Source organism: Stenotrophomonas sp. 3(2025) (assembly GCF_052665395.1).
On sequence record NZ_JBQOIF010000002.1, the window covers coordinates 192,307 to 217,843 of the forward strand.

Below are 25,537 nucleotides of genomic sequence, written 5' to 3' on the forward strand. Positions count from 1 at the left end.
CTCCCCCGCCCATTCCGACTACGGCTTCACCACGACGGTGGGGGCCGTGGCCCGGGAGCGTTTTGCCCGCCGATCCACCATTCGCGCCGCACCCCTGCCAGGAGAGAACCCCGATGTTGCCCGCCCGCCACCACCGCCCCCCCTGTCGTTCGATCGCACCGTTGTCGCTGGCCATCGCCGGCGTGCTGTTGTCGGTCGCCGTTCCTGCCTTCGCCCAGGAGAGCAAGGACAAGGCCACCGACCTGGCCCGCATCGAGGTCACCGGCTCCAACATCCGCCGCACCGACGTTGAAACCGCCTCGCCGGTGCAGGTGATCAGCAAGCAGGACATCCAGAACATGGGTGCGCGCACGCTGCTGCAGGTGCTCGACAACCTGCCGGCCGCCCGGCCAGCGCAGCAGGATTCGCGCTCGCTGTTCACCGGCTCCGACGGCGCTTCGCAGGCCAACCTGCGCGGCCTCGGCGCACAGGGCACGCTGGTGCTGTTGAATGGCCGTCGCCTGTCGTACTACGGTGCGCCGGCGGGCTTCCAGACCCAGTTCGTCAACATCGATGCGATTCCCGCCGCCGCCATCGAACGCATGGAAGTGCTGACCGACGGCGCCTCGGCCGTGTACGGCACCGACGCGGTGGCCGGCGTGATCAACGTGATCACCAAGCGCAACTTCCAGGGCGCGGAGATCAGCTTCACCAACGACACCTCCTCGCGCATCGATTCCTACGGCGAGCGCCAGGCCAGCATCACCGCCGGCTTCGGTGACCTCACCGAGAACCGCTTCAACATCTACGGCGCGGTGAACATGTACCGCCGCGACGCGATTCCGCTGGCCGACTTCTATGACAAGCGCCCGGACCAGTACTACGTCAACAACCCCAACTACCTGAACAACCTGCGCCTGGGCGTGGGCAGCAAGCCGGGCGAGTTCAACCCGGGCAGCTATTTCGCGTTCGATCCGGTGACCGGCCGCCGCGTGCAGGAAGCCGCGCCGGGCTGCAAGAACGTGCTGACCAGTGAAGCGGCCGGCCCGCGTTGCGTCTGGGAAACCTGGATGAACAACGAGATCGATGCCGGCGCCAAATCCGAGCGCAACACCGCCTACCTCAACGGCACCTTCCTGGTGGGCGACAGCACCGAGATCTTCGCCGAGGCCACCTATACCGATATCGACCTGCGTGCCAACGGCGGTACCCCGCGCAGCTACGGCACCACCACCGGCAACCCGACCAGCTGGTTCTCGCGCGATACCGGCAACAACGTCAACCAGTTCCTGTATCCGTTCCTGGGCCCGAACAACGAGTACAACCACGCCAGCCCCGAGCTGAAGGCCATGATGGGTGGCGTGGTCGGCCTGCAGTACCTGCTGCAGGATGCCGGCGCCAACTACTTCGGCCAGCGCAACACCGACAAGAGCTACCGCGTGCTGACCGGCGCGCGTGGCAACGTCGGTGACTGGAACTGGGAAACCGCGTTCGCCACCGCCGGCACGCACTCGACCACCTACCAGACGATCAACGTCAACGTGAAGGGCTTCGAGAAGGCCTTCGGTCCTTACAGCATCGACCCGGGCACGGGCCGCGTGATCATCTCCGATCATCCGGCGTACAAGTTCGGCGAGATCAGCGAGGCCAACGCCGCACTGATCCGCGGCGCCTTCCCGACCTTCGACATCCAGTCGTGGACGCGCCTGCACACCCTGGACGGCAAGATCGAAGGGCCGCTGTTCCAGCTGCCGGCCGGTGACATGCGCGCCGCGTTCGGTTTCAACGCCAGCCGCGAAACCTTCTACACCCCCGGCAACGCCGACGCGGCCGCCGGCCTGATCACCCAGCAGGGTGGCTCGTGGTTCGATGGCGCGCGCAACACCTATGCGCTGTTTGCTGAAACGGTGGCGCCGATCACCGAGAAGCTGGAGCTGGACGCGGCCGTGCGCGTGGACAAGTACCCGAACTTCAGCGCCAACGTCGCGCCGAAGATCGGCTTCAAGTACCAGGCGTTCGACCAGCTGATGCTGCGCGGTACCTATTCCACCGGCTTCCGCGCCCCCAGCCTGGCCGAGTCCGGCAACGGCGGCGTGTACGCGCAGCTGGGCGGCTACCGTGATGAACTGCGCTGCGCCGAGACCAACGCCATCGCCAACCTGCTGCTGAAATCGCAGCGCGGCGGTGATGTTGACCTGGGCAAGAGCCTGCTCAACGTGGACTGCAGCCGTACCGTGGCCCGCATGACCCAGCCGAACCAGAACCTGAAGCCGGAGAAGGCGAAGATCGCCACGCTGGGCTTCGTCTACGAGCCGGCCAGCTGGCTGTCGGTGTCGGCCGATTACTGGTTCATCTACCGCGACAACGAAATCGTTGCCCCGGACTACCGCCGCGCCGAAGACATCATCTCCTCGTCGCGCTCGCCGATCACCGACAGCGACCGCGCCAACCTGGCGCAGCTGGCGGCGATGTGCGCCGACCCGGCAAGCGGTGTGAGCTGCCCGGGAACGCTGCCGGGCTACTCGGCCGGCAACGTGGCCAGCGTGGTGGGCCAGTACAAGAACCGCGGCAAGACCCTGATCGATGGCTTCGACATCGATGCGCGCAGCCGCTTCTCGCTGGGTGAGTGGGGCGGGCTGAACATCGGCCTGGCCGCCACCATCGCCAACCGCAACCGCTTCTACATGGATGAACAGAACGGCTGGTACTACGGCGACGTGGTGGGCTACTACAACAACCCGCGCCTGCGTGCGACGCTCAATGCCGACTGGACCTACAAGCAGGTCACCACCAGCATGTTCGTCAACTACGTGGGCGGCACCAAGTGGGCCACCGACCAGATCGACGAAGAAAGCAACAACAAGGAAACCTGCACCGGCGGTTACCTGGCCCTGGAAAAGAGCAAGTGCGATGGGGCACCGTCGTGGTGGACCGCCAACATGAGCGTCACCTGGCGCCCGGATGACGCGTGGAACCTGAGCTTCACCGTCAAGAACCTGTTCAACCGCCTGCCGTTCTACGATCCCAACAGCTTCCTGGGTGACTCCAGTGACTACGCCACCATCTTCGGTCGTGGTTACAGTGTGACCATCGGCTACCGGTTCAAGTAATCCCGTTTGCGTGACCAGGCGCGCCGGCCCAGGCTGGCGCGCCTTCAAGAGGAGAGTGTTTGCCATGAAGCGTAGGGAATTCATCGCGGCCAGCGCCGCTGTCGCCGCCAGCAGCCTGCTGCCGCAGACCCCGGCATGGGCGCGTGGCCGCAAGGTACGCCTGGCCGTGATCGGTACCGGCATGCGTGGCCTGGTGCTGCTGAAGGAACTGGTGCGCCGCGACGACGTGGAGGTCGTTGCCCTGTGTGATATCGAGCCGATCATGCTCGGCCGCGCCGTGGAGATGGTCAGCAAGGCGGGCAAGCCCGCGCCGAAGACCTACGGCCAGGACCGCGACATCAACGCGTGGAAGCGCCTGCTGGAGCAGAAGGGCATCGATGGCGTGATCATCGCCACGCCGTGGGAGTACCACGCACCGATGGCGATTGCCGCGATGCAGGCTGGCGTGGCCGTGGGCTGCGAAGTGGTGGCCGGCATCACCCTGCAGGACCACTGGGATGTGCTGAAGACCCAGCTGAGCACCGGCACCCCGTACATGCTGCTGGAAAACGTCTGTTACCGCCGTGACGTGATGGCGGCCCTGCAGATGGTGCGGCAGGGTCTGTTCGGCGAACTGGTGCACCTGCAGGCCGGTTACCAGCACGACCTGCGTGGGGTGAAGTTCAACTCCGGCGACCCGAACCAGCCCTACGACAGTGGCGTGGAATTCGGCCCCAAGGGCTGGAGCGAAGCACGCTGGCGCACCGAACACTCGGTGGAGCGCAATGGTGAGCTCTACCCCAGCCACGGCATCGGCCCGTGCGCGATGTATACCGGCATCAACCGCGGCAACCGTTTCACCCACATCAACGCATTCGCCACCAAGGCGCGTGGCCTGCACGAATACACCGTAGCCAAGAGCGGCGGCACCACCCACCCCAGCACCAGGGTGAAGTTCAAGCTCGGCGACATCGTCACCACCACGCTGGCCTGCGAGAACGGCGAGACCATCCTGCTGCAGCACGACACCTCGCTGCCGCGACCGTATTCAATGGGCTTCCGCGTGCAGGGTACCAAGGGCCTGTGGATGGACGTGAACCATTCGATCCACATCGAAGGCCGCAGCCCGCCGCACCAGTGGGAAGAGTTCAAGAAGTACCAGGATCAGTACGAACATCCGCTGTGGAAGCAGAATGCCGACACCGCTGCCAGCGCCGGCCATGGCGGCATGGACTGGTTCGTGATCCATGCGTTCGTGGAAGCGCTGAAGGCCAAGGCGCCGATGCCGATCGACATCTACGACGCAGTGACGTGGAGTGCGATTACCCCGTTGAGCGAGCAGTCGATCGCCAACAGTTTCCAGACGTTGGAGTTCCCGGATTTCACCGCGGGCCTGTGGCAGAAGCGCAAGCCGATTTTTGCGTTTGACGGAAAGTACTGAGGTCTGCACCCTTCCACGCTGTGACGGAAACGCCGGGCACTGCCCGGCGTTTTTGTATCTTCGGGCCACTATCGATGGTTGGCGGTTATCAGAAAACTCTGAAATTCGACCCGCTCCACACTTTCTGACTTGAATGCGTAACCCACATCGGAGATAACGTCCCCATGCGGCCACGCCGCAATCCGGAACAGGGACGATCCGAAGCAGGGCGGGAAAGGGCAATGGCTGCCCGAGCGCCTTCGTTCCTCCCGGTGCGGTAACCGCCCAGGAAGGAGAACAGGGATGTTGAAGCGATTGAAGGATCTGTCGTGCGCAGTGCTGGCGATGGCCGCGCTGGGGTGCATGGGTACCACTGCGGTGCAGGCGCAGGAGGTGAAAAAGGAATGGCTTGCATTGGCGCCGGGGAGTCAAAAGCGCGCGACCGAGAAGCTGGCACAGCGTGATGTGGAGGCTCAATATGAGCGTTATCAGCAGTATGGTGCGTTCAGTTGGGAGGTGCGCGGTGTTGCATCGCTCCCCGGTAAGGTGATCTATGACTATGCGATCAAGCCTGCCAAGCTGATCAAGACCGACTGGGTGTACCGGTATCGATCCAGCGAATACAACTCCCCTGAAGAGCTGGTCGCAGCTCTGAAAGCGGAAGTTCCTCAGGATCCTTCCTGCCCTGTCACCCAGGTGGCAATAGGTGAACACTGGGAGGGAATTCCCGGTGGCGGCGCGGGTGCAGGTGCGGACGGCAGCAACACCGGCGAGCAAGGTGGAGCTACCGTTGACTTCTACTATCTCGACCCGAGTACTTCAACCTGTATGCCGATAGGCGGAACCCGCTATCTTCAGCGCCAGCGTGAAGTCAAATGCCCGAACACCAATAGCACCATCATGACTTGGCAGGCGGCCAAGGGTATGTGTGCGATGCCGCCATCGCTGGATACCGGCACGTTGTCCATGATGCGCAAGTACGTGAGTTCTCCTGTCCCCAAGCAGTGCGACAAACCGGGTAATCCTTGCGATCCAACCACGGGCGACAAAACCCAACCCGAACCGGATTTTGATCTGGGCTGGATCAGCTTCCGTCGGCACTACCATTCGTTGACCAGTACGCCGGGTGGAGCGTTGGGTACAGGTTGGACGCATTCTCACAATCTGCGCCTTACACTAGGTGTTGACAGCAGTACTTTCCCGCCTGGAACGGAGCTGAAGGTCGGGTTGCTGAGCGAAGATGGCACTCAAGCTGCTTTTGCCAAGTACGGCGCGTACTACGAATCCAATGATGGCAGCGGCGAACGCGTAGTCCAGCAGGGAAGTGGCTGGCTGCTCTCACGCTCGCAGGAACGCATCACGTTCAGTGCCTCTGGGCTGATGGAGCGCCGCGACTTCGAGGACGGTACTTGGCTATCCTACACCTATGACGCGCAGCAGCGATTGCTCGCGATCTCTCATTCCAACGGTCGTCAACTGCAGGTCGAGTACTCCGCTCCTGGCAATGATTCCCTGATTTCGGCGCTCCGACTGTCAGGGCAGGTTGTGGTCGCGTATGCATATACGCTCGCAGGTGAGCTGTCGAAGGCAACGTATGCCGACGGCGCGTCCCGAAGCTATCACTATGAGGATGCTCGCTTCCCTGCGTATCTCACGGGAATCACCGCTGAGGACAATCGCCGCTACAGCTGGTATGCCTATGACGGTAAGGGACGCGTCGTCTGCAGCCGGCATTCCGGTGACTGCACTAGGATGGATGTCGGTGTTGATGGAATTCGTCTGGACTATACGGCCGCCGGCCCGGTTGTTGTGACCGATGCATTGGGTGAGGCGAGTACCTATGGGCTGACGTCGAGTGGAAGCAGCGTGCTGCCGCGTAAAGTCAACGGCATCACCGACAGCAGGGGCACGGCCGGTCGTAGCTATCTGCCCGAGGGAACGGATTTCCGCCGTCGTCTGCAGTCCTCGACCGACCGACGCGGCGTGGTTACCCAGTACGCCTATACCGAGGCCAGCGACCCGACCGCCGGTGCAGTAGCCGTGACAACGACGACGGAAGCGGCGGGTACCCCCGAGCAACGCATCAGCGAGACGCGTGTCGCGCTCGACAGTAATCGCCTCGTGCAGCAGATGGTCGGCAACCAGGAAACCCGCATTGTCCGCAACGCGCGCCTGCAGCCGACCAGCGTCACCGTGCGCGATATCACGACCAACCAGACCCGCGTGACCACGCAGAACTATTGTGAAGCCGAAGGTCCGGACTGTCCGCAGGTGGGCCTGCTGAAAAGCATCGACGGTCCACGCACAGACGTGGTCGATACCGTGACCTATGCCTGGTACACCGCCGACGATGCGGGGTGTGCGACCAACGGCGCCTGTGCGTTCCGCAAGGGCGATCTGCGCAGCGTCACCAGTGCGTTGGGCCATACCGTCGAGACCCTCGCCTACGATGCCTTCGGGCGCCCTTCGTCTGTGCGTGATGCCAATGGCGTGGTGACCGACTACACCTATCATCCACGTGGCTGGCCGACGTCGGTCACCGTGCGTGGCGCCACCACTGCCGAAGATCGCAGTACCCAGCTGAGCTACTGGCCCACCGGCCAGGTGCAGCAGGTCACCGAGCCCGACGGCAGCAGCGTCACCTATGTCTACGACGCCGCCCAGCGGCTCACGGACATTGCCGACAGTGCGGGCAACACCATTCACTACACCTTGGACAACGCCGGCAACCGTCTGCAGGAAAACACGGTCGATGCAGGGGGTACGCTGCGCCGCACGCTGGCCCGTGTCTACAACACCCTCGGGCAGCTGACCGCGCTGAAGGATGCCGGCAACAACGCCACCGGCTTTGCCTACGACGCCAATGGCAATCCGCAGTCGGTCACCGATGCCCTGCAGCGGGTGACGAACCAGCAGTACGATCCGTTGAACCGGCTGGCGCAGTCCCTGCAGGACGTGGGCGGTGTTGCTGCGGAAATCCGCAGCCAGTACAACGCGCTGGATCAGGTCACCCAGGTAATCGATCCCAAGGGCCTGCACACCACCTACGCCTATAACGGCTTTGGTGATCTGACCGGACAGGTCAGCCCGGACAGCGGGAACACTACTTTCACTGTTGACGCCGCTGGCAACCGCAAGACTCGCACTGATGCGCGCGGCGTGACGGCCACCTACAGCTACGACGCGCTCAATCGACTGGTCGGCATTGCCTATCCGGATCCCAACCTGGACGTGGGCTATCACTACGACACCGCACCAGCGGTATGTGCCAGCGACGAGCATTTCGCCAAGGGTCGCCTGGGCCAGGTGCTGCACGCCAATGGCAGCACCGTGTACTGCCATGACCGCTTCGGCCAGGTCACCCGCAAGGTGCAGACGATCAATGGTGTAGCCAGCACGCTGCGCTATGCCTACAGCAAGTCCGGTCGCCTGACCGCGTTGACCTACCCGGACGGCAGCGTGGCCGACTATGCGCGGGACACCCAGGGGCGGATCAGCCAGATTGGCCTGACTCGCCCGGGACAGACCCGGCAGGTGGTGGTCAACAACGTGACCTACGCCGCCTTCGGGCCGGCGACCGGCTGGACCTATGGCAATGGACGCCAGCTGCAGCGCCCGCTGGATCTGGACTACCGGCCGCAGGCGGTGCATGACCCTGCGGCAGGCGGCCTTTCACTGGGCTACGGCTACGATCCCGTCGGCTCGATCACCGAGCTGAAGAGCGGTGCAGGTTCCGAGGTGCTGGCCAAATACGCCTACGACACGCTCGGCCGTCTGACCCAGACCCAAGACGGTGCGACGGGCACGCCGATTGAAACCTATGGCTACGACGCGACCGGCAACCGCACCTCGCTGACCACGTCGGCGGGGACCGCAAGCTACACCTATCCAGCGGACAGCCATCGCCTGATTGCCGTGGATGGTCAGGCGCGCAACCAGGATGCCGCAGGCAACACCACCAGCATTGGCAGCAAGACGTTCGCCTACAACGATGCCAATCGCATGAGTGCGGTGAAGCAGGATGCTGCTGTCGTGGAGAGTTACGGCTACAACCACCGCGGTGAGCGCGTGTTGCGTGCGCCAGCCAGTGACGATGCGCAGGTCACTGTCTATGACGAAGCCGGGCAGTGGGTCGGCAACTACTCGGCGACCGGGCAAGCGCAGCAACAGGCGATCTGGCTGGACAACTACCCGGTGGCGCTGATCCAGACACCAACTGCAGGCGTGCCGGAGTTGGCCTACATCCAGCCCGATCACCTGGGTACGCCGCGTGTGGTGATCGACCCTGTGCGCGATGTCGCGATCTGGGAGTGGAGCAACAAGAGTGAGGTGTTTGGCGAACAGGCACCGGCCAATGACCCCGACGGGGATGGCGTGCTGTTTGAGCTGGCACTGCGCTTCCCGGGCCAGCAGGCGACGAACGCGAGTGGGTTGTTCTACAACTACCAGCGGGAGTACGAGCCGGCGGTGGGGCGGTACTCGCAGAGTGATCCGATTGGGTTGACGGGAGGAATCAGTACATTTGCATACGCTTTAGCGCGTCCCGTCAGCGATCTTGACGCACTTGGCCTTCAATCCGCTGCAGCCCGCCAAGCAGCAATGCAAGGCGCGCAGTCACCCGTCTACTTTCCTTCTAACGAAGGTTATTACCATCCTGACCTTGGGTACATCGCTCAGGATCAGGGGCCGATGCTCTATCCAGGCGAATTCTTGGCGTCAGGGCTCATTGCGATTGAAACATTGTTCCCAGCTATTCCAATTGGAATTAATATTGTCGCAAGCAAGGAGCCTAAGGATGCCCGCGATCCGGTCGGCGCGAAAGCTCCGGGTCTGCCCGGTGATACTGAAGGATACTGCCCCGGAAAAAGAGGGCCAAAATGGGTCAAGGCACCGAACGGCAGAGGATACGGGTGGCAGGATGGTTCTGGAAATGTTTGGATTCCGACGGGGCCAAGGACAGAGGCGCCCAATGATGCCCATGGTGGGCCACATTGGGACGTACAGCTGAAAGGTGGTGGATATATAAATGTTTATCCGGGAGGGTTGCGTCGATGATTAAGCGCGAAGTTGTTCTTAATGCGGAGCGAGTTGTTTTTTACTCGATGGTTGATGAGAGATTTTTTTTTGAATGGCTTGAAAAAATGCCATTTGTAATTGATGTTACGGGTAGAGGGATGGTTATTGAAATCACGGTAGACTCATCAAAGGTTGATTCTGATGCCTTGCGGGAACTGCTCGCGCTGTTCCAGCGATATCGTGTGTCAATGCGGCAATTGCGAGTTTTTGACTGTGAAGAATTCGCCAGTTGGTTCAGGCGTCGAAGTGCATTCTGGTATAGAAAGGTCTTTCAGCCTTCATCGAATTTGAGTAGTGATAAAAAATAATAGCGGTTGGGGTGTTTGCTAAAATCCGGAGAGATGCCTGTGCCGTTCATGTGGCGGTCTCCTCTGGTTATACCGCTATTGGCAACTGTGCCTCGCTGACCACCTCGGCCGGGACCGCCAGCTTTCCTATCCGGCTGACAGCCATCGACTGATTGCCGTGGATGGTCAGGCGCGCAACCAGGATGCCGCAGGCAATACCACCAGCATTGGCGGCAAGACGTTTGCCTACAACGATGCCAACCGCATGAGTGCGGTGAAGCAGGGCGATGCTGTGGTGGAGAGTTACGGTTACAACCACCGCGGTGAGCGCGTGCTGCGTGCGCCAGCCAGTGGCGATGCGCAGGTCACGGTCTATGACGAAGCCGGGCAGTGGGTTGGCAACTACTCGGCGACCGCGCAAGCGCAGCAGCAGGCGATCTGGCTGGACAACTACCCGGTGGCGTTGATCCAGACACCAGCCTCGGGCGTGCCGGAGCTGGCGTACATCCAGCCCGATCACCTGGGTACGCCGCGTGTGGTGATCGACCCCGTGCGCGATGTCGCGATCTGGGAGTGGAGTAACAAGAGCGAGGTGTTTGGCGATCAGGCACCGGCCAATGACCCCGATGGTGATGGCGTGGTGTTTGATCTGGCACTGCGCTTCCCGGGGCAGCAGGCGACCGATGCTAGTGGGTTGTTCTACAACTACCAACGGGAGTATGACCCGGCGGTGGGTCGGTACTCGCAGAGTGATCCGATTAGTCTTGATGGTGGGATCAGTACCTTTGCATATGTAACAGGTAGACCTACCTCCCTGTCGGACACCTTCGGCCTCCAATCAAGCATCACGCGAGCAATTCCAATTCCTCCCCCCGGATTCAGTGATGGGAACGCTGATTCCCAGAATTGGAATCCGGATATGCCAAACTATGGTGGATCGTCAGGTGGTAGTAGCTTGTATCCGCACGCCGACTACTCCCCTATCGGGATCTTTACAAGCTCAGCTATGTTACTCAGTGGGCTGATCAATCAGCCGCTTCTTCAGTTCAGCAAGAAAAAAAGTGATAGAGGCGGAAAGCCGGATGGGTGCCCTTCCAATACGAGAGGTATCGACGAAGTCAAGGGTAAGTATGGGCTTTCGAGTGATGATGTTCACAAGATAAAGAAGAGTGTTGGAGCAGGCCCGCCGGATTGGACTGGAATCGATTCCGATGGAAATATCTGGACTCATGGAGAGGGTGGAATGGCGGAAGATCACGGGAGGTACGATGAGCATCTGCCCAGTGGCAGAGGGAGGGGGCGATGAGTGATCGATTTTCGATCTCGCTTAGGTTGCTTCATCCAAGCGCGCCGCATGAAGAAATTATCAATAGGATTGGCCTCAATGCGTGCGTTGGTCATACCGTCGGCGAACCTCGTCGCAGTCCGCTCGGAAATGAACTGGGCGGTAAGTATCGTGAGACGATGGTAGTGATCGATATTGCGGAAAAAGAAGGATATTTCGTTGATGAAATTGCACAAGTGCTTGCCGATTTAAAGAAGAATGCTGATTTTTTTGTGGGTCTGGTTGAAACTGGAGGGTCAGTGACGCTGTATGTCGGTGTCTTTTTCAAGGGGCGGTCAGGCTTTGAGCTGGATTTGGACTGTATTTCAACAATGAAAGAGATGTGCATCGATCTTTCAGTGGAGTATTACGCGGAGTAGGAGGTGCCAATTTGGTGGCAGTTTTATAATCAGTGTGTCAATACAGAGTCGTTCCTTGAAAGGCGCGAAGGATAAATTGAGTGCCAAGTCGGCCCGCCACATTCAGTGTAGGTGTACAAGCCTCGCCGGAGAGGGGATCATCCCACATGGGTAATTTGCCTACAGCACTTTCGGAAGACTTCTCAGTTCTTCTGGATTCCGGAGACATGGCTGGTGCTGCATCACTGATTCGTAGTGCCGCTGAGGTGGGCTCCGCAGAAGCAATATTTCTTTCTTCGACCTTTAGTCGCCCTCAGGAAAGCATCGATGAGTTCGAGTTAAGAAGCTTGGCTGAGGTTGAACTCTCAGCAGCGAAAGGGTATGCCCCCGCGCAATATAGGCTCGGCTGCTATCTGCAATTCGGAGACTTTGTGAATGTAGATGCCGTGGAAGCGGCCCAGTACTTTAAGCTGGCGGCGAATGCTGGATATCCTCCCGCAATGTATGAGTATGGGTTGGCGCTTTTCCATGGAATAGGTGTGGATAGCAAGCATGACGAAGCGATCTCGTGGATCATGCTCTCAGCTGAGAAGGGAGATGAGACTGCTGCTGAGTTCTTGAAGAAGATGCGAGGCAGCTAGCGTCCTATGATGTTCAGCGATATCCGTGGTGCACCGCGGCAACTGACCAAGCCCCAGGACTGTACTACCGGCACACCGATCGAAACCTATGGCTACCCACCTCACTGACCACCTCGGCCTGGACGGCAAGCTACACCTATCCGGCTGACAGCCATCGCCTGATTGCCGTGGATGGAGCTGCGCGCAACCAGGATGCCGCAGGCAACACCACCAGCATTGGCAGCAAGACGTTCGCCTACAACGATGCCAATCGCATGAGTGCGGTGAAGCAGGATGCTGCTGTCGTGGAGAGTTACGGCTACAACCACCGCGGTGAGCGCGTGCTGCGTGCGCCAGCCAGTGGCGATGCGCAGATCACTGTCTATGACGAAGCCGGGCAGTGGGTCGGCAACTACTCGACGACCGGGCAAGCGCAGCAACAGGCGATCTGGCTGGACAACTACCCGGTGGCGTTGATCCAGACACCAGCCTCGGGCGTGCCGGAGCTGGCGTACATCCAACCCGATCACCTGGGGACACCGCGCGTAGTGATCGACCCGTTGCGTGATGTTGCGATCTGGGAGTGGAGCAACAAGAGTGAGGTGTTTGGCGATCAAGTACCGGCCAATGATCCCGATGGGGATGGCGTGGTGTTTGACCTAGCGCTGCGCTTCCCGGGACAGCAGGCGACGAACGCGAGTGGGTTGTTCTACAACTACCAGCGGGAGTACGAGCCGGCGGTGGGGCGGTATTCGCAGACTGATCCGATTGGTCTTGATGGTGGGATCAGTACGTTTACCTACGTGAGCTCCAATCCACTGGGTGCCAATGATCCATTGGGATTGTTCAATGCAGCTGACCTGCCCAATCTGCCAGATTGGCTGGTTGACGGCGCTGCCGGGCTGGGAGACGGTATAAGTGGAGGTCTGACTTCTGACTTCAGAGACTGGGCCAATATCGGTAGTGTGGACAAATGCTCGACCATCTATCAGGCGGCAGAGTGGACAGGGATAGCTGCCGGATTGGCGGTGCCCGTGGGAAGGGTCAGTTATGTATACAAAGTTGGACAGCTCCCTAAAGCCGGGCTGTCTTTGGAACAGACAGTGGCAGCGAGGAATGCCTTGAAATCGTACTATCGGGGGCGGCCAATGGACACGCTGCTGCCAGCGGTCAGTGGCAGGTTTGGTTATCCGGGAGCCCAGGAAATATTGGTGAAGAATGGTGGCGATGCCGCACGTGCCATTGCTCGATCCGGGAATACGAGTCTTCCTTGGACTGCTGGATTGGTCGGCGGCGGAGCGGCTAAAGCGGCAAACAGCACTGCAAATGCGGCAGGGAGGGACTGTGGCTGCAACTAATTGTTTGACGATGGCATCTGGTGGAAGCATATGCCTTCTAGACTATTGGCATGTTGGCAGGGTGAGAACTGCAAAAATCACCCCAGACGGCACCCTACTTGTCTCCCGAGTTAGCGCTGATGCCAACGTGAATCCTGTGCGAGGAGTCGTTGGTCAAGGGCGGTTTAATGCTGCCTTTGTTCCAATGGCTTACTTGTCATGTGAATTCGATGAGGCGCATGGTGCGCCAGACTATTATCGAAATCTCATCTTGATGATAGATGGGAAGTTGATGGGGGATGGCTTCTCAGTTCCGACGATCTCTTGGTCGCGGGGTTTTTTCCATGGAATTTTCAAAGTTGTCCTCGAAGATGGTTGGAGTTTCGAGTCGAGGTACCGGCGGCCATTCCTTCGTGAGTTATGGTGGCGGCTCAATGTCGGTGGCACGCTGGACGAACAGCCGGTGGACTTCATCGAGAAGGTGGTGTCGATTGTTTCTGAAGCGAGGCCTCAATGGCTTGTGTTGAGTCCATAGGATTTTTGCTCGCACAAAGGCGATGCGTCTGCCCTTTGGGCCAGGTTCAGACGCAGTGAAATCCATTGGTACCGCCGTGTGTTAGGCGCGCGCAAAGTGGGGGCACGGCATAACCTTCTTTTTCAGTTGACGAGGGCCGTCTGTTGATCATTCGGCATCTTGGCCTTGAACTGGCGGGCCGGCCCACAGTGACGTCCGATGTGGAGAATTGGGAGTGGCGCGGCAGGAGTAGGAAGATTCCAGGTGCCCCAGCAAGGGACATCATCAAAGGGCCGGTGGCTGGCATCTTGCGCGCAGCGCTGCTGGTCTTGCCAATGCTGGGCGGGTGCAGCATCAACAAATTTCAACACACGGAATGGAGGTCGGACTGGGTAGATGTTTCATCCGATGCGATCTTGCCTGGCAATTCAACGAATCTGCCGCTTGACCGCATTTCCACGCTTGATGCGGATAGCGAAGCCGCTATTGCGGAGTGGATGTTGAAGAACTCACTGGTCGCAGTATCGGCATCAGAGGTTGAAGGAAAGATTGGTTCAATGCCGTTGAGTGGCCTGAAGCCAGCCCCCGGGGAGAGCGTCTATCTCGTCAGGACCGCTTCAGATGAAGGTAATGGCAGGTTCATCGGCTACGTCAACGACAAGGGACTTCTCATCATGTATGGGGTCATGGGGGGCTGCGGCGAGCAGAAGCACCGGGTGGTTGCAGTGAGCCTGCGGGAGAAGCCCGCCAACGTGTTCGGCAGATGCTCGGCGGCGCTGTAGTGCGCTGAAGAGTCGAGCAGCGGCAGTGTGCAGGTGCCTCGCCGCCGCTGCCGGGTCATCCAGCAAGCGGCACGCGGAACATCAATGGAGGATCTGCAGCATGATCAAGCAGGACGTGCATCGTGCCCGGCGAACCGGTGACGGTGCTGTTCGACCGCGACGGCGCGTTTCTGCCCGGCGCGACCAGCGCTGGGGAGGAATTCTCGATCATCGTCCGCGACGCGCAGGGCTGCGCCTACCGCTCGGTTCCCTTCCAGCTCAGCGCAACGGAGCCGCAGCGGGGGATCGGGAAGCCGAATGAACCCACGACCAGCGCGCCATGCCGTGGTGGCAGGCGAGGACGGAAGACTGAGGGAAGATGGCGCGCCCGGAGGGATTCGAACCCCCGACCAATGGCTTCGGAAGCCACTACTCTATCCGGCTGAGCTACGAGCGCGTGGTGGAACCGCCGCGCCGTCGGCCAGGGCCGGGGCGGGCATCGCAACGCAATGAGGCGGTGCGGGATGGGCATTCTATCCAGTTTCGCCGCACAAATCTCCCCCCGCCGGCAAAGTCGGTCCGAAGGCACAGGAGTATCCTAGTGTCATGGCTGATACCCCCCTTTCCGCGCCGCATCCGGCGCCGACGCCGCGTTGGCGGCATTACTGGTCCCTGATGCGCGCCGATCGCCCGATCGGCACGCTGCTGCTGCTGTGGCCCACCTGGTGGGCGTTGTGGCTGGCCGCTGGCGGCCTGCCGCCGCTGTGGACCCTGTTCGTGTTCACCGCTGGCGTCTGGCTGACCCGCTCGGCCGGTTGCGTCATCAACGACTACGCCGACCGCTGGCTCGACCCGCACGTAGAGCGCACCAAGGCGCGACCGCTGGCGACCGGCGCAATCAGCGGCCGGGCGGCGCTGGTGCTGTTCGCGGTGCTGATGCTGGTGGCCTTCGGCCTGGTGCTGACCCTGAACGGCCTGACCATCGCCCTGAGCTTCATCGGCGTGTTCCTGGCGGCCAGCTATCCCTACCTGAAGCGCTACACCCATCTGCCGCAGGTCTACCTGGGCATGTCCTTCGGCTGGGGCATCCCGATGGCCTTCGCCGCCGTGCAGGGCGAGGTGCCGATGCTGGGCTGGCTGCTGTATGCCGGCAACATCCTGTGGTCCACCGCCTACGACACCTGGTACGCCATGGTCGACCGCGAAGACGACCTGAAGATGGGTTCGCATTCCACTGCGATCCTGTTCGGCGACCTGGACCTGGTCATCCAGGGCGTGCTGTACGCGCTGTTCCTGGCCACGATGGCGCTGGTGGGCGTGCGCGGCGGGCTGGGTGGGTACTACCTGGCCGGCGTAGCGGTGGCGACGCTGCTGGTGGTGTACGAGTTCTGGATCTGCCGCAACCGCGAGCGTGGGCCGTGCTTCAAGGCCTTCCTGCACAACAACTGGGTGGGTGCCGCGCTGTTTGCCGGTATCGCCGTGGATCTGGCGCTGCGTTGAGAAGGCGGCCGGGCATGGCCCGGCGCTACCCCGCGCCATGTGCACGGGTCGGAATCCTCGGCCGAACTGGTAGCGCCGGGCCATGCCCGGCGGGCGGCCACCTACGACCAATAGGTGGCTGACAGCTCGTACCCCACCGCCCAGAATCAGGCCATCGAACCTGGGAGGGTAGGTGATGGCCTCGACGGCAGCAGTACAGGACGGCTGGATGGCGCGCGCCGCGCTGCGCTCGGCCGCCTGGGCGGAAAAGTGGTTCCCCGATGCGTATGTATTCGCGGTGCTCGGCGTGGTCATCGTCGCGCTGGCGGCGATGGGCTTCGGCGCCACTCCGCAGGCCACCGCCAGCGCCTTCGGCGACGGCTTCTGGAGCCTGATTCCCTTCACCATGCAGATGGCCTTCGTGGTTATCGGTGGTTATGCGGTAGCCACCGCACCGGTGGTCGCGCGCTTCATCGACTACCTGGCCCGGGTACCACGCACCGGTCGTGGTGCCGTGGTGTACGTCGGCCTGGTCAGCATGCTGGCCTCGCTGCTCAGCTGGGGCTTCTCGCTGGTGTTCGGCGGCCTGCTGGTGCGCGCGCTGGCCAGCCGCACCGAGCTGCGCATGGACTATCGGGCTGCCGGTGCCTCGGCCTACCTGGGCCTGGGCGCGGTGTGGGCGATGGGCCTGAGTTCGTCGGCGGCACAGCTGCAGGCCAACCCGGCCAGCATGCCGCCGGGGCTGGTGGAGATCACCGGCGTGCTGCCGTTCACCGAAACCATCTTCCTGTGGCAGTCGATCGCGCTGACCTCGGTGTTGATCGTGGTCTCGCTGCTGATCGCCTGGCTGACCGCGCCGGCCGCCGGCAGTGCGCGTACCGCCGAAGATTTCCCCGGCGCGGCGCAGGCCGAACCGGAGCCGCTGCAGCGCCGCACCCGCCCGGGCGAATGGCTGGAGTACAGCCCGTTGTTGACCGTGCTGCTTTCGCTGCTGGCCTTCGGCTGGCTGTTCAACGAGTTCGCCAACAAGCCGCTGGTCAGCGCGATCGCCAACCTCAACACCTACAACTTCATGTTCATCTCGCTGGGCCTGCTGCTGCACTGGCGCCCGCGCAGCTTCCTCAACGCGGTGGCCAAGGCGGTACCGAGCACCACCGGTGTGCTGATCCAGTTCCCGCTGTACGGCGGCATCGCGATGATCCTCACCCACGCTGCCGGTGGCGACGGTGAGACGCTGGCGCACCGTCTGTCGAGCCTGTTCGTGCACGTGGCCAGCACCGATACGTTCGCGCTGGTGATGGGCGTGTACTCGGCGGTGCTGGGCTTCTTCGTACCGTCCGGTGGCGGCAAGTGGATCATCGAAGCGCCCTACGTGATGCAGGCCGCGAACGAGCTGAAGGCGCACCTGGGCTGGGCGGTGCAGGTCTACAACGCGGCCGAAGCGCTGCCGAACCTGATCAATCCGTTCTGGATGCTGCCACTGCTGGGCGTGCTCGGCCTGAAGGCCCGAGACATCGTCGGCTTCACGTTCATCCAGCTGCTGGTGCACATCCCGCTGGTGCTGGGGTTGCTGTGGCTGCTGGGCATGACCCTGGCCTACGTGCCGCCGGTGATGCCGTAGCGCAAGCACGGGGTCATGTGGGGCCAGAGCCTCTCCGCTGGAGAGGATCCGACCCCGGAGACCGTCAGCCAGCCGCCGCCTGCTTCTCGATCTCGGCCTTGCGCAGCAGGAAGCGCTGCAGCTTGCCGCTGGGCGTCTTCGGCAGTTCCGCCACGAACGCCACCTGGCGCGGGTACGCATGGGCGGACAGCCGTCGCCGCACATGCTGCTGCAGTTCCTGCGCCAGCGTGTCGCTGCCGCTGAACCCAGCGCGCAGGACCACGAACGCTTTGACGATCTCGGTGCGCTCTGGATCGGGTACGCCGATCACCGCCGTTTCCGCCACCGCAGGGTGTTCCATCAGCACGCTCTCCACATCGAATGGACCGATGCGATAGCCCGACGAGGTGATCAGGTCGTCCGAGCGGCCGATGAAACTGATCGAGCCGTCGTCCTCGCATTCCACCGAATCTCCGGTGAGGTAGTAGCGATCGCCCAGCGCCGGTGTGTCGGCACCGTAGTAGCCGGTGAACCACATGATCGGCGACTGCTGCAGGTCCACGGCGAGGATGCCGGGCGTGCGCGGCGGCAGTTCGTTGCCGGCATCATCCAGTACCGCCACGCGGTAACCGGGCATCGCAAAGCCCGATGATCCCGATCGCACGGCGTGGTCCAGTGCGTGGTGGTTGTTGACCACCATGCCGGTCTCGGTCTGGCCGTAGTGGTCGAGCACCGTGGTGCCCAGATGGGCGGCGAACCAACGGGCGATCTCCGGGTTCAGCGGTTCGCCGGCGCTGCTCACCACCCGCAGCTTGCCGTTGATGGTCGCACTGGCCTCGGGCCCGGCGGCGATGATCTGCCGGTACGCTGTGGGCGAGCCGGCAAGATTGGTGACACCCAGCCGCGCGACGATGGAGTTCAGCCCCTGCACGCTGAAACCGGCTTCGCTGAAGGTGGTGGCCTGGCCCAGCAGCAGCGGGCCGATCACGGCGTAATACAGCCCATAGGCCCAGCCGGGATCGGCGATGTTCCAGAACACGTCCTCTGGGCGCAGGTCCACGGCCAACTGCATGTAACTGGCAAAAGCCAGCAATGCGCGCAGCGGCACCGGCACGCCCTTGGGGCTGCCGGTGGTGCCGGAGGTGGACAGCAGTGCCATCAGCGCATCGCCGCGCAGCATCACCGGCGCGAAATCAGGTGTGGCATCGGCGGTGCGTGCGGTCCAGTCGATGTCGCCGGCACGTAGTGTCTGCTCCGGTGCCAGGAGGGTGGCGACCGGCGGGCAGCCATCGACCTCGTCCAGCTTGCTGCGGTTTGCGCTGTCGGTCACCACCAATGCGGTGCGCCCGGTTTTCAACCGTGTTTCGATGGCCTTGGGGCCGAACGCAGTGAACAGCGGCTGGTAGATCGCACCCACCCGCCAGGTGCCGAGGATGGTCGCCAGCAGGTCCGGTGTACGCGGCAGCAGGCCGGCCACCACATCGCCCTTGCCGATGCCCTGCGCGGCCAGCACCCGGGCAACACGCGCAGAGGCATCGCGCAGGTCCTCGAAGGTGTACCGATGCAGGGCACCGTGGGCGTCCACCCAGCGCAGCGCCAGCGCATTGCGGCCGCAGTGGCGGTCGCAGCACTCCACGCAGGCGTTGATGCCGGTCTGCAGGTCACCGTGCAACTGTCGCTGTCCGCGCTCGATGCTGAAATCGGCCAGTGCCTGTTCGTAGGTGGGGCGTGCTGCAGTGTCGCGGGCCATGCGCATCTCCGGGGTGACGTCATTCCGACGATAGGCGGCGGCCCTGCATGCTGCAAATGGGACCATGGGCGTAGGCCGCCGCTGCGCGCGCCGCGCCGGGCAAGAACGCTGAATGCGTTCGTTTCCGACTGCAGCATGACGACATGCCAAACCCGCATGAATCCTTCAGTCGCTTGTGCCGCAAGGGCTGGCGCCGGTTCATTCACGCACGTACACATGGGTGTAGCCCGCTCACAACGCATGGTTAACTCATCGCTGCCGACGATTGCCCCGTCCACCGCATTCCGCGCGTGGCATTTGGAGATCGGACATGGCACAGCAGAACCAGAACCCGAACCAGAAGCAGCAGGGCCAGCAGAACCAGCAGGATCAGCAGCAGGGGCGCGGCCGCGACCAGCAGCAGCAACAGCAGCAGGAACAGCAGAAGCGCAACCAGAACCAGCAGCAGGGCGGGCAGGACGAGGAAGAGTGATCCTGGCAGCCGCCATCCATCACCTACGAAGCCCCGCCCCGCGCGGGGCTTCGCTTATTCCAGTACGCCGATCCGCTGCAGCGCCGGTGCTGCAGACATGTCGTTGGGGTTGGTACCGGGCAGGCCCTGCGGCACCTCCATGCCCATGCCGCGATACAGATCAACCCAGTGCCGGGAGATCTCACCGGTCTGCGGGTTGCGGAAGTTCATCGGCTGCAGTGCGAACACATGGTGCGCACGGAACGCGCGCTCGATGAAATCCGAGCAGTAGTAACTGTCGTCGTTCAACACGTAGGCCGTGTTGTACGGTTTGCCCAGCATCGTGCGCGCGGTGGCCACGGCATCGGCGATGGCATTGTCCGGCGGCGCACGCAGGCGATAGACCACGATCTGCCGCTGCTTGCCTCTCGCGTCCTCGCGGAACTGTTCCAGCGTCTGCCGGCGCGAGCCCTTCTCATCGGCGTGCAGCACCTCCCAGCCCTGCGGTGCCGAGGCCACCAGCGCGACATGGTCGAAGCTGGGCGCGCCTTGTTTTCCGGTCGCATCGTCGATGGCCGCACTCAGGCCGCCATGGCCGGCGGTGACGAACAGCAGGTCGCCTTCCTGGACCTCCAACGCGGCCACCGAGCAGGGCCACAGCGCAGGTACCAGCAGGGAGAGGACAAGCAGGAATACGCGCATCGGGCCAGGGTCAAAGCGGGGGGCGGGGTAGTCTAGCGGCAGCCGCGACGACGATGGCTTCAATAATAATGTGATATCCATCTCATTTCTGAGTGTCGGGATATTCCTGACAGCGTGTGTTGAAACTGAATTGACAAAGGCATGGCTATCCTTGCCTCCCTACCGCGCCGGAACCGCGCGCGACCGCCCGGAATCAGGAGGATCCCGTGAACCAGCTTCGCCCCGTTGCCCTGCTTGCCCTTGCGTTGGGGCTTGCGCTGTCGGGCTGCAAGCCCGCCCCGCAGGCTGCCCCCGCTGATGCCGCCGCACCCGCTCCGACCAGCACGGCTGCGGCCACGACGCCCGTCGCACCGGCCGCCACGACCGCGGCAGAGGCCGCTGGCAACTGCCCGCATCCGGTCTTCGACGAGTTCCTCAAGCACTTCGGCAACGAGATCGCGTTGCAGGAAACGTCCACGGCTGATCCGCTGCTGGACAGCCACATCGACGCCGAAGCCGAGCCGGAGCCGCGCAAGGTGGAGGAGAAAGTGCCACTGGCCAAGGTCGAATGGCCGGTGATGCCGGATCCGGCCACGCTGCAGCGGCAGGGTCGCCAGATGCAGGTCACCCGTCTGCCTGACGGACAGGTGCAGGTGCAGATGCGCACTCCCGATACCAGCGACCAGCAGACCTACACCTTTGCCCAGAAGCCGTGCTGGCAGCTGGTCAAGCGTGAGGACGAATCGATCTGATCCTCCGCGCGACCGCCTGCGGGGGTCGCGTGGTTCACCAAGGAGCATCGCATGCGCCTGTTTCCCGTCGCCCCCGTGCTGGCCCTGATGCTCGCTGCCTGCAGCGGCCCGGAGGCATCCGCGCCGGCGGCGACCCCTGCTTCTTCGAACCCGGCAACGACGCCGGCCGCACCTGCTGCCGCGGCCGCTGCCCTTCCCACCTCCCCTACGCGCGATGAGACCGGCATGCATATCGATTGCCAAGGCACCCGCCTGCACCTGGCGGCCCTGCCCACCCAAGACACGGACGCTTCCCGGCTGACCACGCTGGAAATCGAAAAGGACGGCACACGCCAGGCCATTGCCGTACCCAAGGAAATGGACGGCTACACCGCCGTCGGCCTGGCCTGCGTGCAGGACCGGAGCGGCACGCCGTATTTCGTCGTGCAGTACGGTGAACTGCCGTTCGGCTGCAGCTTCTGCGAGTGGTACTACCTGTACGACGCCAGTGGCCGCCAGCTGACCCACAGCACGCCGCCGCTGCGTGGCACGGAAGGCGATGAGCAGGAGCCCAACAACGACGAGTACGAGAAGCTGATCGACACGCTCGGCATCAAGCACCCGGAGGTGAACTACATCGAAGACTGAGCGCAGCGGCAGGACGTCGCATGTGCGCTGCGAGCGCAGTACCGCAACACCGGAAGTACCAGGAGCAGTACCCCTTAAGGAAATTCCCTTTTTCATAGAATGGATAGCACAGACATGGCAGACATCTACCAGGACATGGTCCAGCCCCGCGGGGCGGCCTACAGCAGTGACCGCATCAAATCGTGGAGCCACTACCGCGAGCCGATCGACCAGAGCGACGGGCGCCTGCACGGGAACTCCCGCCGCTGGGGCGATGCGACCCCGGAGGTGCAGTCACGGGTGATCGACACGCTCATCGAGTCGGCGCGCGAGAAGGGACTGACCCCGCGCGAAACCGCACATGTACTGGCCATCGCCCGCGTGGAATCGGGATTCAACCCCGATGCTGCCGCAGGCACCACCTCGGCCTCGGGCCTGGGCCAGTTCATCGACAAGACCGGCAATCACTACCACCTCAACAACCGCAACCGCTTCGACGTCGGCGCCCAGTCCGATGCATTGGTTGACCACTACATCGACAACCGCAACCTGGCACACAAGCGCGGCCAGGGCGAGGAATACATCTACAAGTACCATCACGATGGCCCGACCCGCGACTACGGCGGCCTCAACCTTTCCGAAAAGAAGGTGATGCCATACGTGGACAGGTACGAGCAGTTCGTGGAGCAGCGCCTGGCGCAGACCCACGGCCAGTCCCAGGGTGGCCAGACCGCAGCCGCCGTGGGCGCCGCTGCACAGGCGCAGGCCAAGCCGGCAGCGGCACATGCTGAAGGCCAGACCCGCACCTTCGAGCAGACCATGCAGGTGATGCTGCCCCCGCAGAACGGGGTCAAGCCGCACGTTACCGGTGAGTTCGGCGAACACCGTGCGCACAAGCCGCACGGCGGCACCGACTTCAACTACGTCGGTGGCCAGCACGGCCGCAACCTGCAGCATCCGACCGTCAACGCGCCGATTTCCGGCACGGTGACCTTTGTCGGTGGCGACTACGGCACGGTGAAGATCAGAGATGCGCAGGGCAACTCGCACGAGATCCTGCACCTGCAGTCGACCCAGGTGAAGGAGGGCCAGCCGATCAAGGCCGGCGAACCGATCGGCACCATGGGTGGGCGTGGCCCCGGTGGTGCAGGGCAGTATGCCCAGCACGTGCATTACCAGTTGAAGGATCCGCACGGCAAGCTGGTCAGCCCGCAGGATTTCTGGGACCAGGGCAAGCTGAAGGAAACCGGCAAGGGTGGCCATGCGCACGATGGCGACCACGGCGGTGTACTGCGCCAGGGCGCCAAGGGCGAGGAAGTGACTGCCATGCAGAAGGAGCTCAACCGCTTGGGCGTGCGCGACAGCCACGGCAACCGGCTGAGCGAGGATGGCAACTTTGGTGCCAATACCCGCGATGCGCTGACTGCCTACCAGAAGCAGCACGGGCTCTCCGCCGACGGCGTGGCCGGTCCGGCCACGCTGGGCAAGCTGGCCGAAGGCCGCAGCCATGCCGAGGCGGCGCCGAAAGGGCCGCAACTGGGCGACAAGGCGCATCCGGATACGCCGCTGCACAACGCGATCCGCGGCCACATGCCGGGCATGATCTGCAACGAGATGGCCGCCCATGTGACTGCCCAGGCCAAGGCCGCTGGCATTGATTCGCCGGAGAAGCTGCAGGGCGTGACCTTGCAGGATGGCAAGGCATTCGTGATGGGCACCGTTCCCGGCTTCCGCACTGCGGTGGACATGACCCAGACGGCGCCAAGCGTGCAGGAGACCAGTGCTGCACTGCTGGCCAAGCATGAGCCCTCGCAGCAGCACGTGCAGGACGAGCAGCAGCGAGTGGCCATGGGCCGTTGAGCGCTGCCTGACAAGAGGTGTGTGGTAAAGGAGGCCGGCCGGGGCGACCCGGCCGGCTTTTCCCTTTCCGGGGTGAGGAAATACACCGATGCCGTTCCGAAGCATGTGTACCACCGTCATTGCCGAGCAACGGGTCGGCCCCACGTCGTGCGCTGCACGTGCAGAGCGCGGCAGCCCCATGAGGCGGCTGCGGCAGTGGCGCAACGCAGGGCACTGGGCATGGCTTGCACTGCTGCTCTGCCTGCTGCCGCTGCTGGCGCTGGCGGCAGCCCCGGTCCCCGCGTTGAATGACCCGGTGATGGACACCGCCAATGCGCTGTCCGCCAGCACCCGCGCCGCGCTGCGCGAGCAGGCATTGCAGCTGCAGGCACGCAAGGGCGCGCAACTGCAGGTGCTGGTGGTGCCCAGCGTTGGCGAGGAAGGCATCGAAGCCTATGCACAGCGGGTCTTCGACCAATGGCAGCTGGGCCGCGCCGGTGTCGATGACGGCGTGCTGCTGCTGGTGGCGGTGCAGGATCGGCGCGTACGCATCCAGACCGGCTATGGCCTGGAAGGCACCATTCCCGATGCCTATGCCGCGCGGATCATCGACAAGGCGATCGTGCCGCGGCTGCGCGAGGGAGACATGGACCAGGGCGTGCTGGACGGCACCCACGTGCTGGTTGCGCTGGTCGACGGCGAGCAACTGCCGCCCTGGGACGATCCGTCGGCACGCAACGTGTTGCCCGCGGACTGGCGCACGGGGGATTCAGTCGTCGCGCTGACGTTGCTGGCGGGCTTCCTGGCCGGTCTGTGGCGATCGCCACCGCCTCTGCTGGCGACCAGGACCGAAGCCGATTTCATCGGTAACCGCCGCGAGCGGCGGCGCAAAGCACTGGCAGCCAATGCGGCGATGCCCAGGTCAACGTGGCCGACATTGCCTGCGTGGGGCAGACCGCTGCTGGTGACGGCGGTGATTGCCGCGGGGGGGCTTTCTGCGTCGCTGCTGCTGCCGCGCCACGTGCTGCCGGCGTTGTTGTTCGTGCTGCTGCCCGCCGTACCGGTGGCAACCCTGCTGGGCTGGTGCTGGCGTCGCAGCGGCGGCGTACGCATCGTGCTGTACGGCATGCTGGCCGTCAGCATCGGCTTCTACGCGGTGATGCTGGTGCGCGGCCAGTTGCCGCCCAGCCTTGCGCTGCACACGCTGCTGAACCTGGCGGTCGGCATCGCCGCCATGCTGGTGTTCTTCCTGGTGCAGGCCGGTCGCGCGCGTTGGCGGAAGAACCGCAACAGCTTCGCCATCCGCTTGGTGGTGCTGGCGCTGCTGACCGGTGGCTATGCGCTGGGCGCGCTGCTGGCGATCGACCGTGCCGGCGACGAGAATGCCCGCGTGCTGGCGACGATCGTGTCCAGCATGGGCACGCTGTTCCTGTACTTCATCTGGGTGTTCACTCTGCTGCCCGGCGAAAAAGCCCGCGGCGGCCGGGGTTCGTCCAGAGGCTACCGCTCCTCCTCCAGCACCTCCTCGTCCAGTTCGTCCTCAAGCAGTTCCAGCGACTGGTCCGGTGGTGGCGGCCGCAGCGGAGGCGGTGGCGCCTCGGGCAGCTGGTAGC

The 25,537-nt window shown here is 63.0% G+C and carries 16 protein-coding genes, 1 tRNA gene and 2 pseudogenes; 16 read left to right on the top strand and 3 right to left on the bottom strand.

Annotation, left to right across the window (positions count from 1 at the left end; genetic code table 11):
• The first annotated feature begins 113 nt into the window (after positions 1-113).
• From ACUXVE_RS02425 to ACUXVE_RS02465, 9 genes and pseudogenes are all read left to right on the top strand, one after another.
• The gene (locus tag ACUXVE_RS02425) at positions 114-3,089 is read left to right on the top strand and encodes a TonB-dependent receptor domain-containing protein (RefSeq protein ID WP_032976876.1); all 2,976 of its coding nucleotides are present in this window, start codon (positions 114-116) and stop codon (positions 3,087-3,089) included.
• A gap of 64 nt (positions 3,090-3,153) precedes the next feature.
• A complete protein-coding gene (locus ACUXVE_RS02430; protein WP_117311663.1) occupies positions 3,154-4,509 on the top strand; it encodes a Gfo/Idh/MocA family protein in 1,356 nt (451 codons plus the stop codon).
• A 282-nt stretch (positions 4,510-4,791) separates the two neighbouring features.
• The gene (locus ACUXVE_RS02435; protein ID WP_445513743.1) at positions 4,792-9,543 is read left to right on the top strand and encodes a polymorphic toxin type 37 domain-containing protein; all 4,752 of its coding nucleotides are present in this window, start codon (positions 4,792-4,794) and stop codon (positions 9,541-9,543) included.
• Positions 9,540-9,872, top strand: coding sequence for a hypothetical protein (locus tag ACUXVE_RS02440; RefSeq protein WP_222388189.1), 333 nt, complete (start codon positions 9,540-9,542; stop codon positions 9,870-9,872). Before ACUXVE_RS02435 ends, ACUXVE_RS02440 begins: the two co-directional genes overlap by 4 nt.
• A gap of 68 nt (positions 9,873-9,940) precedes the next feature.
• Positions 9,941-10,698, top strand: a pseudogene (locus ACUXVE_RS02445) (RHS repeat-associated core domain-containing protein); the annotation flags it as partial.
• Between the two features lie 455 nt (positions 10,699-11,153).
• Complete coding sequence (locus tag ACUXVE_RS02450) at positions 11,154-11,555, top strand: hypothetical protein (RefSeq protein ID WP_279208227.1); 402 nt, start codon at positions 11,154-11,156, stop codon at positions 11,553-11,555.
• Positions 11,556-11,701: 146 nt separating this feature from the next.
• Positions 11,702-12,175, top strand: a complete 474-nt coding sequence (locus ACUXVE_RS02455; protein ID WP_089237573.1) for a tetratricopeptide repeat protein — start codon at positions 11,702-11,704, stop codon at positions 12,173-12,175.
• Between the two features lie 39 nt (positions 12,176-12,214).
• Positions 12,215-12,999 (top strand): annotated as a pseudogene (locus tag ACUXVE_RS02460) (RHS repeat-associated core domain-containing protein); the annotation flags it as partial.
• A gap of 1,314 nt (positions 13,000-14,313) precedes the next feature.
• Positions 14,314-14,787, top strand: a complete 474-nt coding sequence (locus ACUXVE_RS02465) for a hypothetical protein (protein WP_445513744.1) — start codon at positions 14,314-14,316, stop codon at positions 14,785-14,787.
• 359 nt (positions 14,788-15,146) lie between these two features.
• Here the strand turns inward: ACUXVE_RS02465 and ACUXVE_RS02470 are convergent.
• Positions 15,147-15,223, bottom strand: a tRNA-Arg gene (locus ACUXVE_RS02470).
• 149 nt (positions 15,224-15,372) lie between these two features.
• Here ACUXVE_RS02470 and ubiA point away from each other — a divergent pair.
• Positions 15,373-16,266: a 4-hydroxybenzoate octaprenyltransferase gene (gene ubiA, locus ACUXVE_RS02475; protein ID WP_025877458.1), complete on the top strand. Its 894-nt coding sequence runs from the start codon at positions 15,373-15,375 to the stop codon at positions 16,264-16,266.
• A gap of 175 nt (positions 16,267-16,441) precedes the next feature.
• Entirely contained in the window at positions 16,442-17,866 is a 1,425-nt protein-coding gene (locus tag ACUXVE_RS02480) for a short-chain fatty acid transporter (RefSeq protein WP_445513745.1), read from the top strand.
• A gap of 64 nt (positions 17,867-17,930) precedes the next feature.
• Here ACUXVE_RS02480 and ACUXVE_RS02485 read toward each other — a convergent pair whose 3' ends face one another.
• A complete protein-coding gene (locus tag ACUXVE_RS02485) occupies positions 17,931-19,595 on the bottom strand; it encodes an AMP-binding protein (RefSeq protein ID WP_445513746.1) in 1,665 nt (554 codons plus the stop codon).
• A 310-nt stretch (positions 19,596-19,905) separates the two neighbouring features.
• Here ACUXVE_RS02485 and ACUXVE_RS02490 point away from each other — a divergent pair, with 310 nt between their 5' ends.
• On the top strand, positions 19,906-20,067 hold the full coding sequence (locus ACUXVE_RS02490) for a hypothetical protein (RefSeq protein WP_164745118.1): 162 nt from the start codon (positions 19,906-19,908) through the stop codon (positions 20,065-20,067).
• Positions 20,068-20,121: 54 nt separating this feature from the next.
• Here ACUXVE_RS02490 and ACUXVE_RS02495 read toward each other — a convergent pair whose 3' ends face one another.
• A complete protein-coding gene (locus ACUXVE_RS02495) occupies positions 20,122-20,748 on the bottom strand; it encodes a YiiX/YebB-like N1pC/P60 family cysteine hydrolase (RefSeq protein ID WP_222388195.1) in 627 nt (208 codons plus the stop codon).
• Between the two features lie 206 nt (positions 20,749-20,954).
• On the opposite strand from ACUXVE_RS02495, the gene ACUXVE_RS02500 reads away from it, so the two are divergent.
• The 4 genes from ACUXVE_RS02500 (at position 20,955) to ACUXVE_RS02515 (ending at position 25,536) form a co-directional block, all read left to right on the top strand.
• Positions 20,955-21,479 (top strand): hypothetical protein, encoded by a 525-nt coding sequence (locus ACUXVE_RS02500; RefSeq protein WP_222388196.1) that lies wholly within the window; start codon positions 20,955-20,957, stop codon positions 21,477-21,479.
• Positions 21,480-21,530: 51 nt separating this feature from the next.
• On the top strand, positions 21,531-22,106 hold the full coding sequence (locus ACUXVE_RS02505; RefSeq protein WP_445513747.1) for a hypothetical protein: 576 nt from the start codon (positions 21,531-21,533) through the stop codon (positions 22,104-22,106).
• 114 nt (positions 22,107-22,220) lie between these two features.
• A complete protein-coding gene (locus ACUXVE_RS02510; RefSeq protein WP_222388197.1) occupies positions 22,221-23,945 on the top strand; it encodes a peptidoglycan-binding protein in 1,725 nt (574 codons plus the stop codon).
• 178 nt (positions 23,946-24,123) lie between these two features.
• Positions 24,124-25,536, top strand: coding sequence for a TPM domain-containing protein (locus ACUXVE_RS02515; protein ID WP_445513795.1), 1,413 nt, complete (start codon positions 24,124-24,126; stop codon positions 25,534-25,536).
• The last annotated feature ends 1 nt before the right edge of the window (position 25,537 follow it).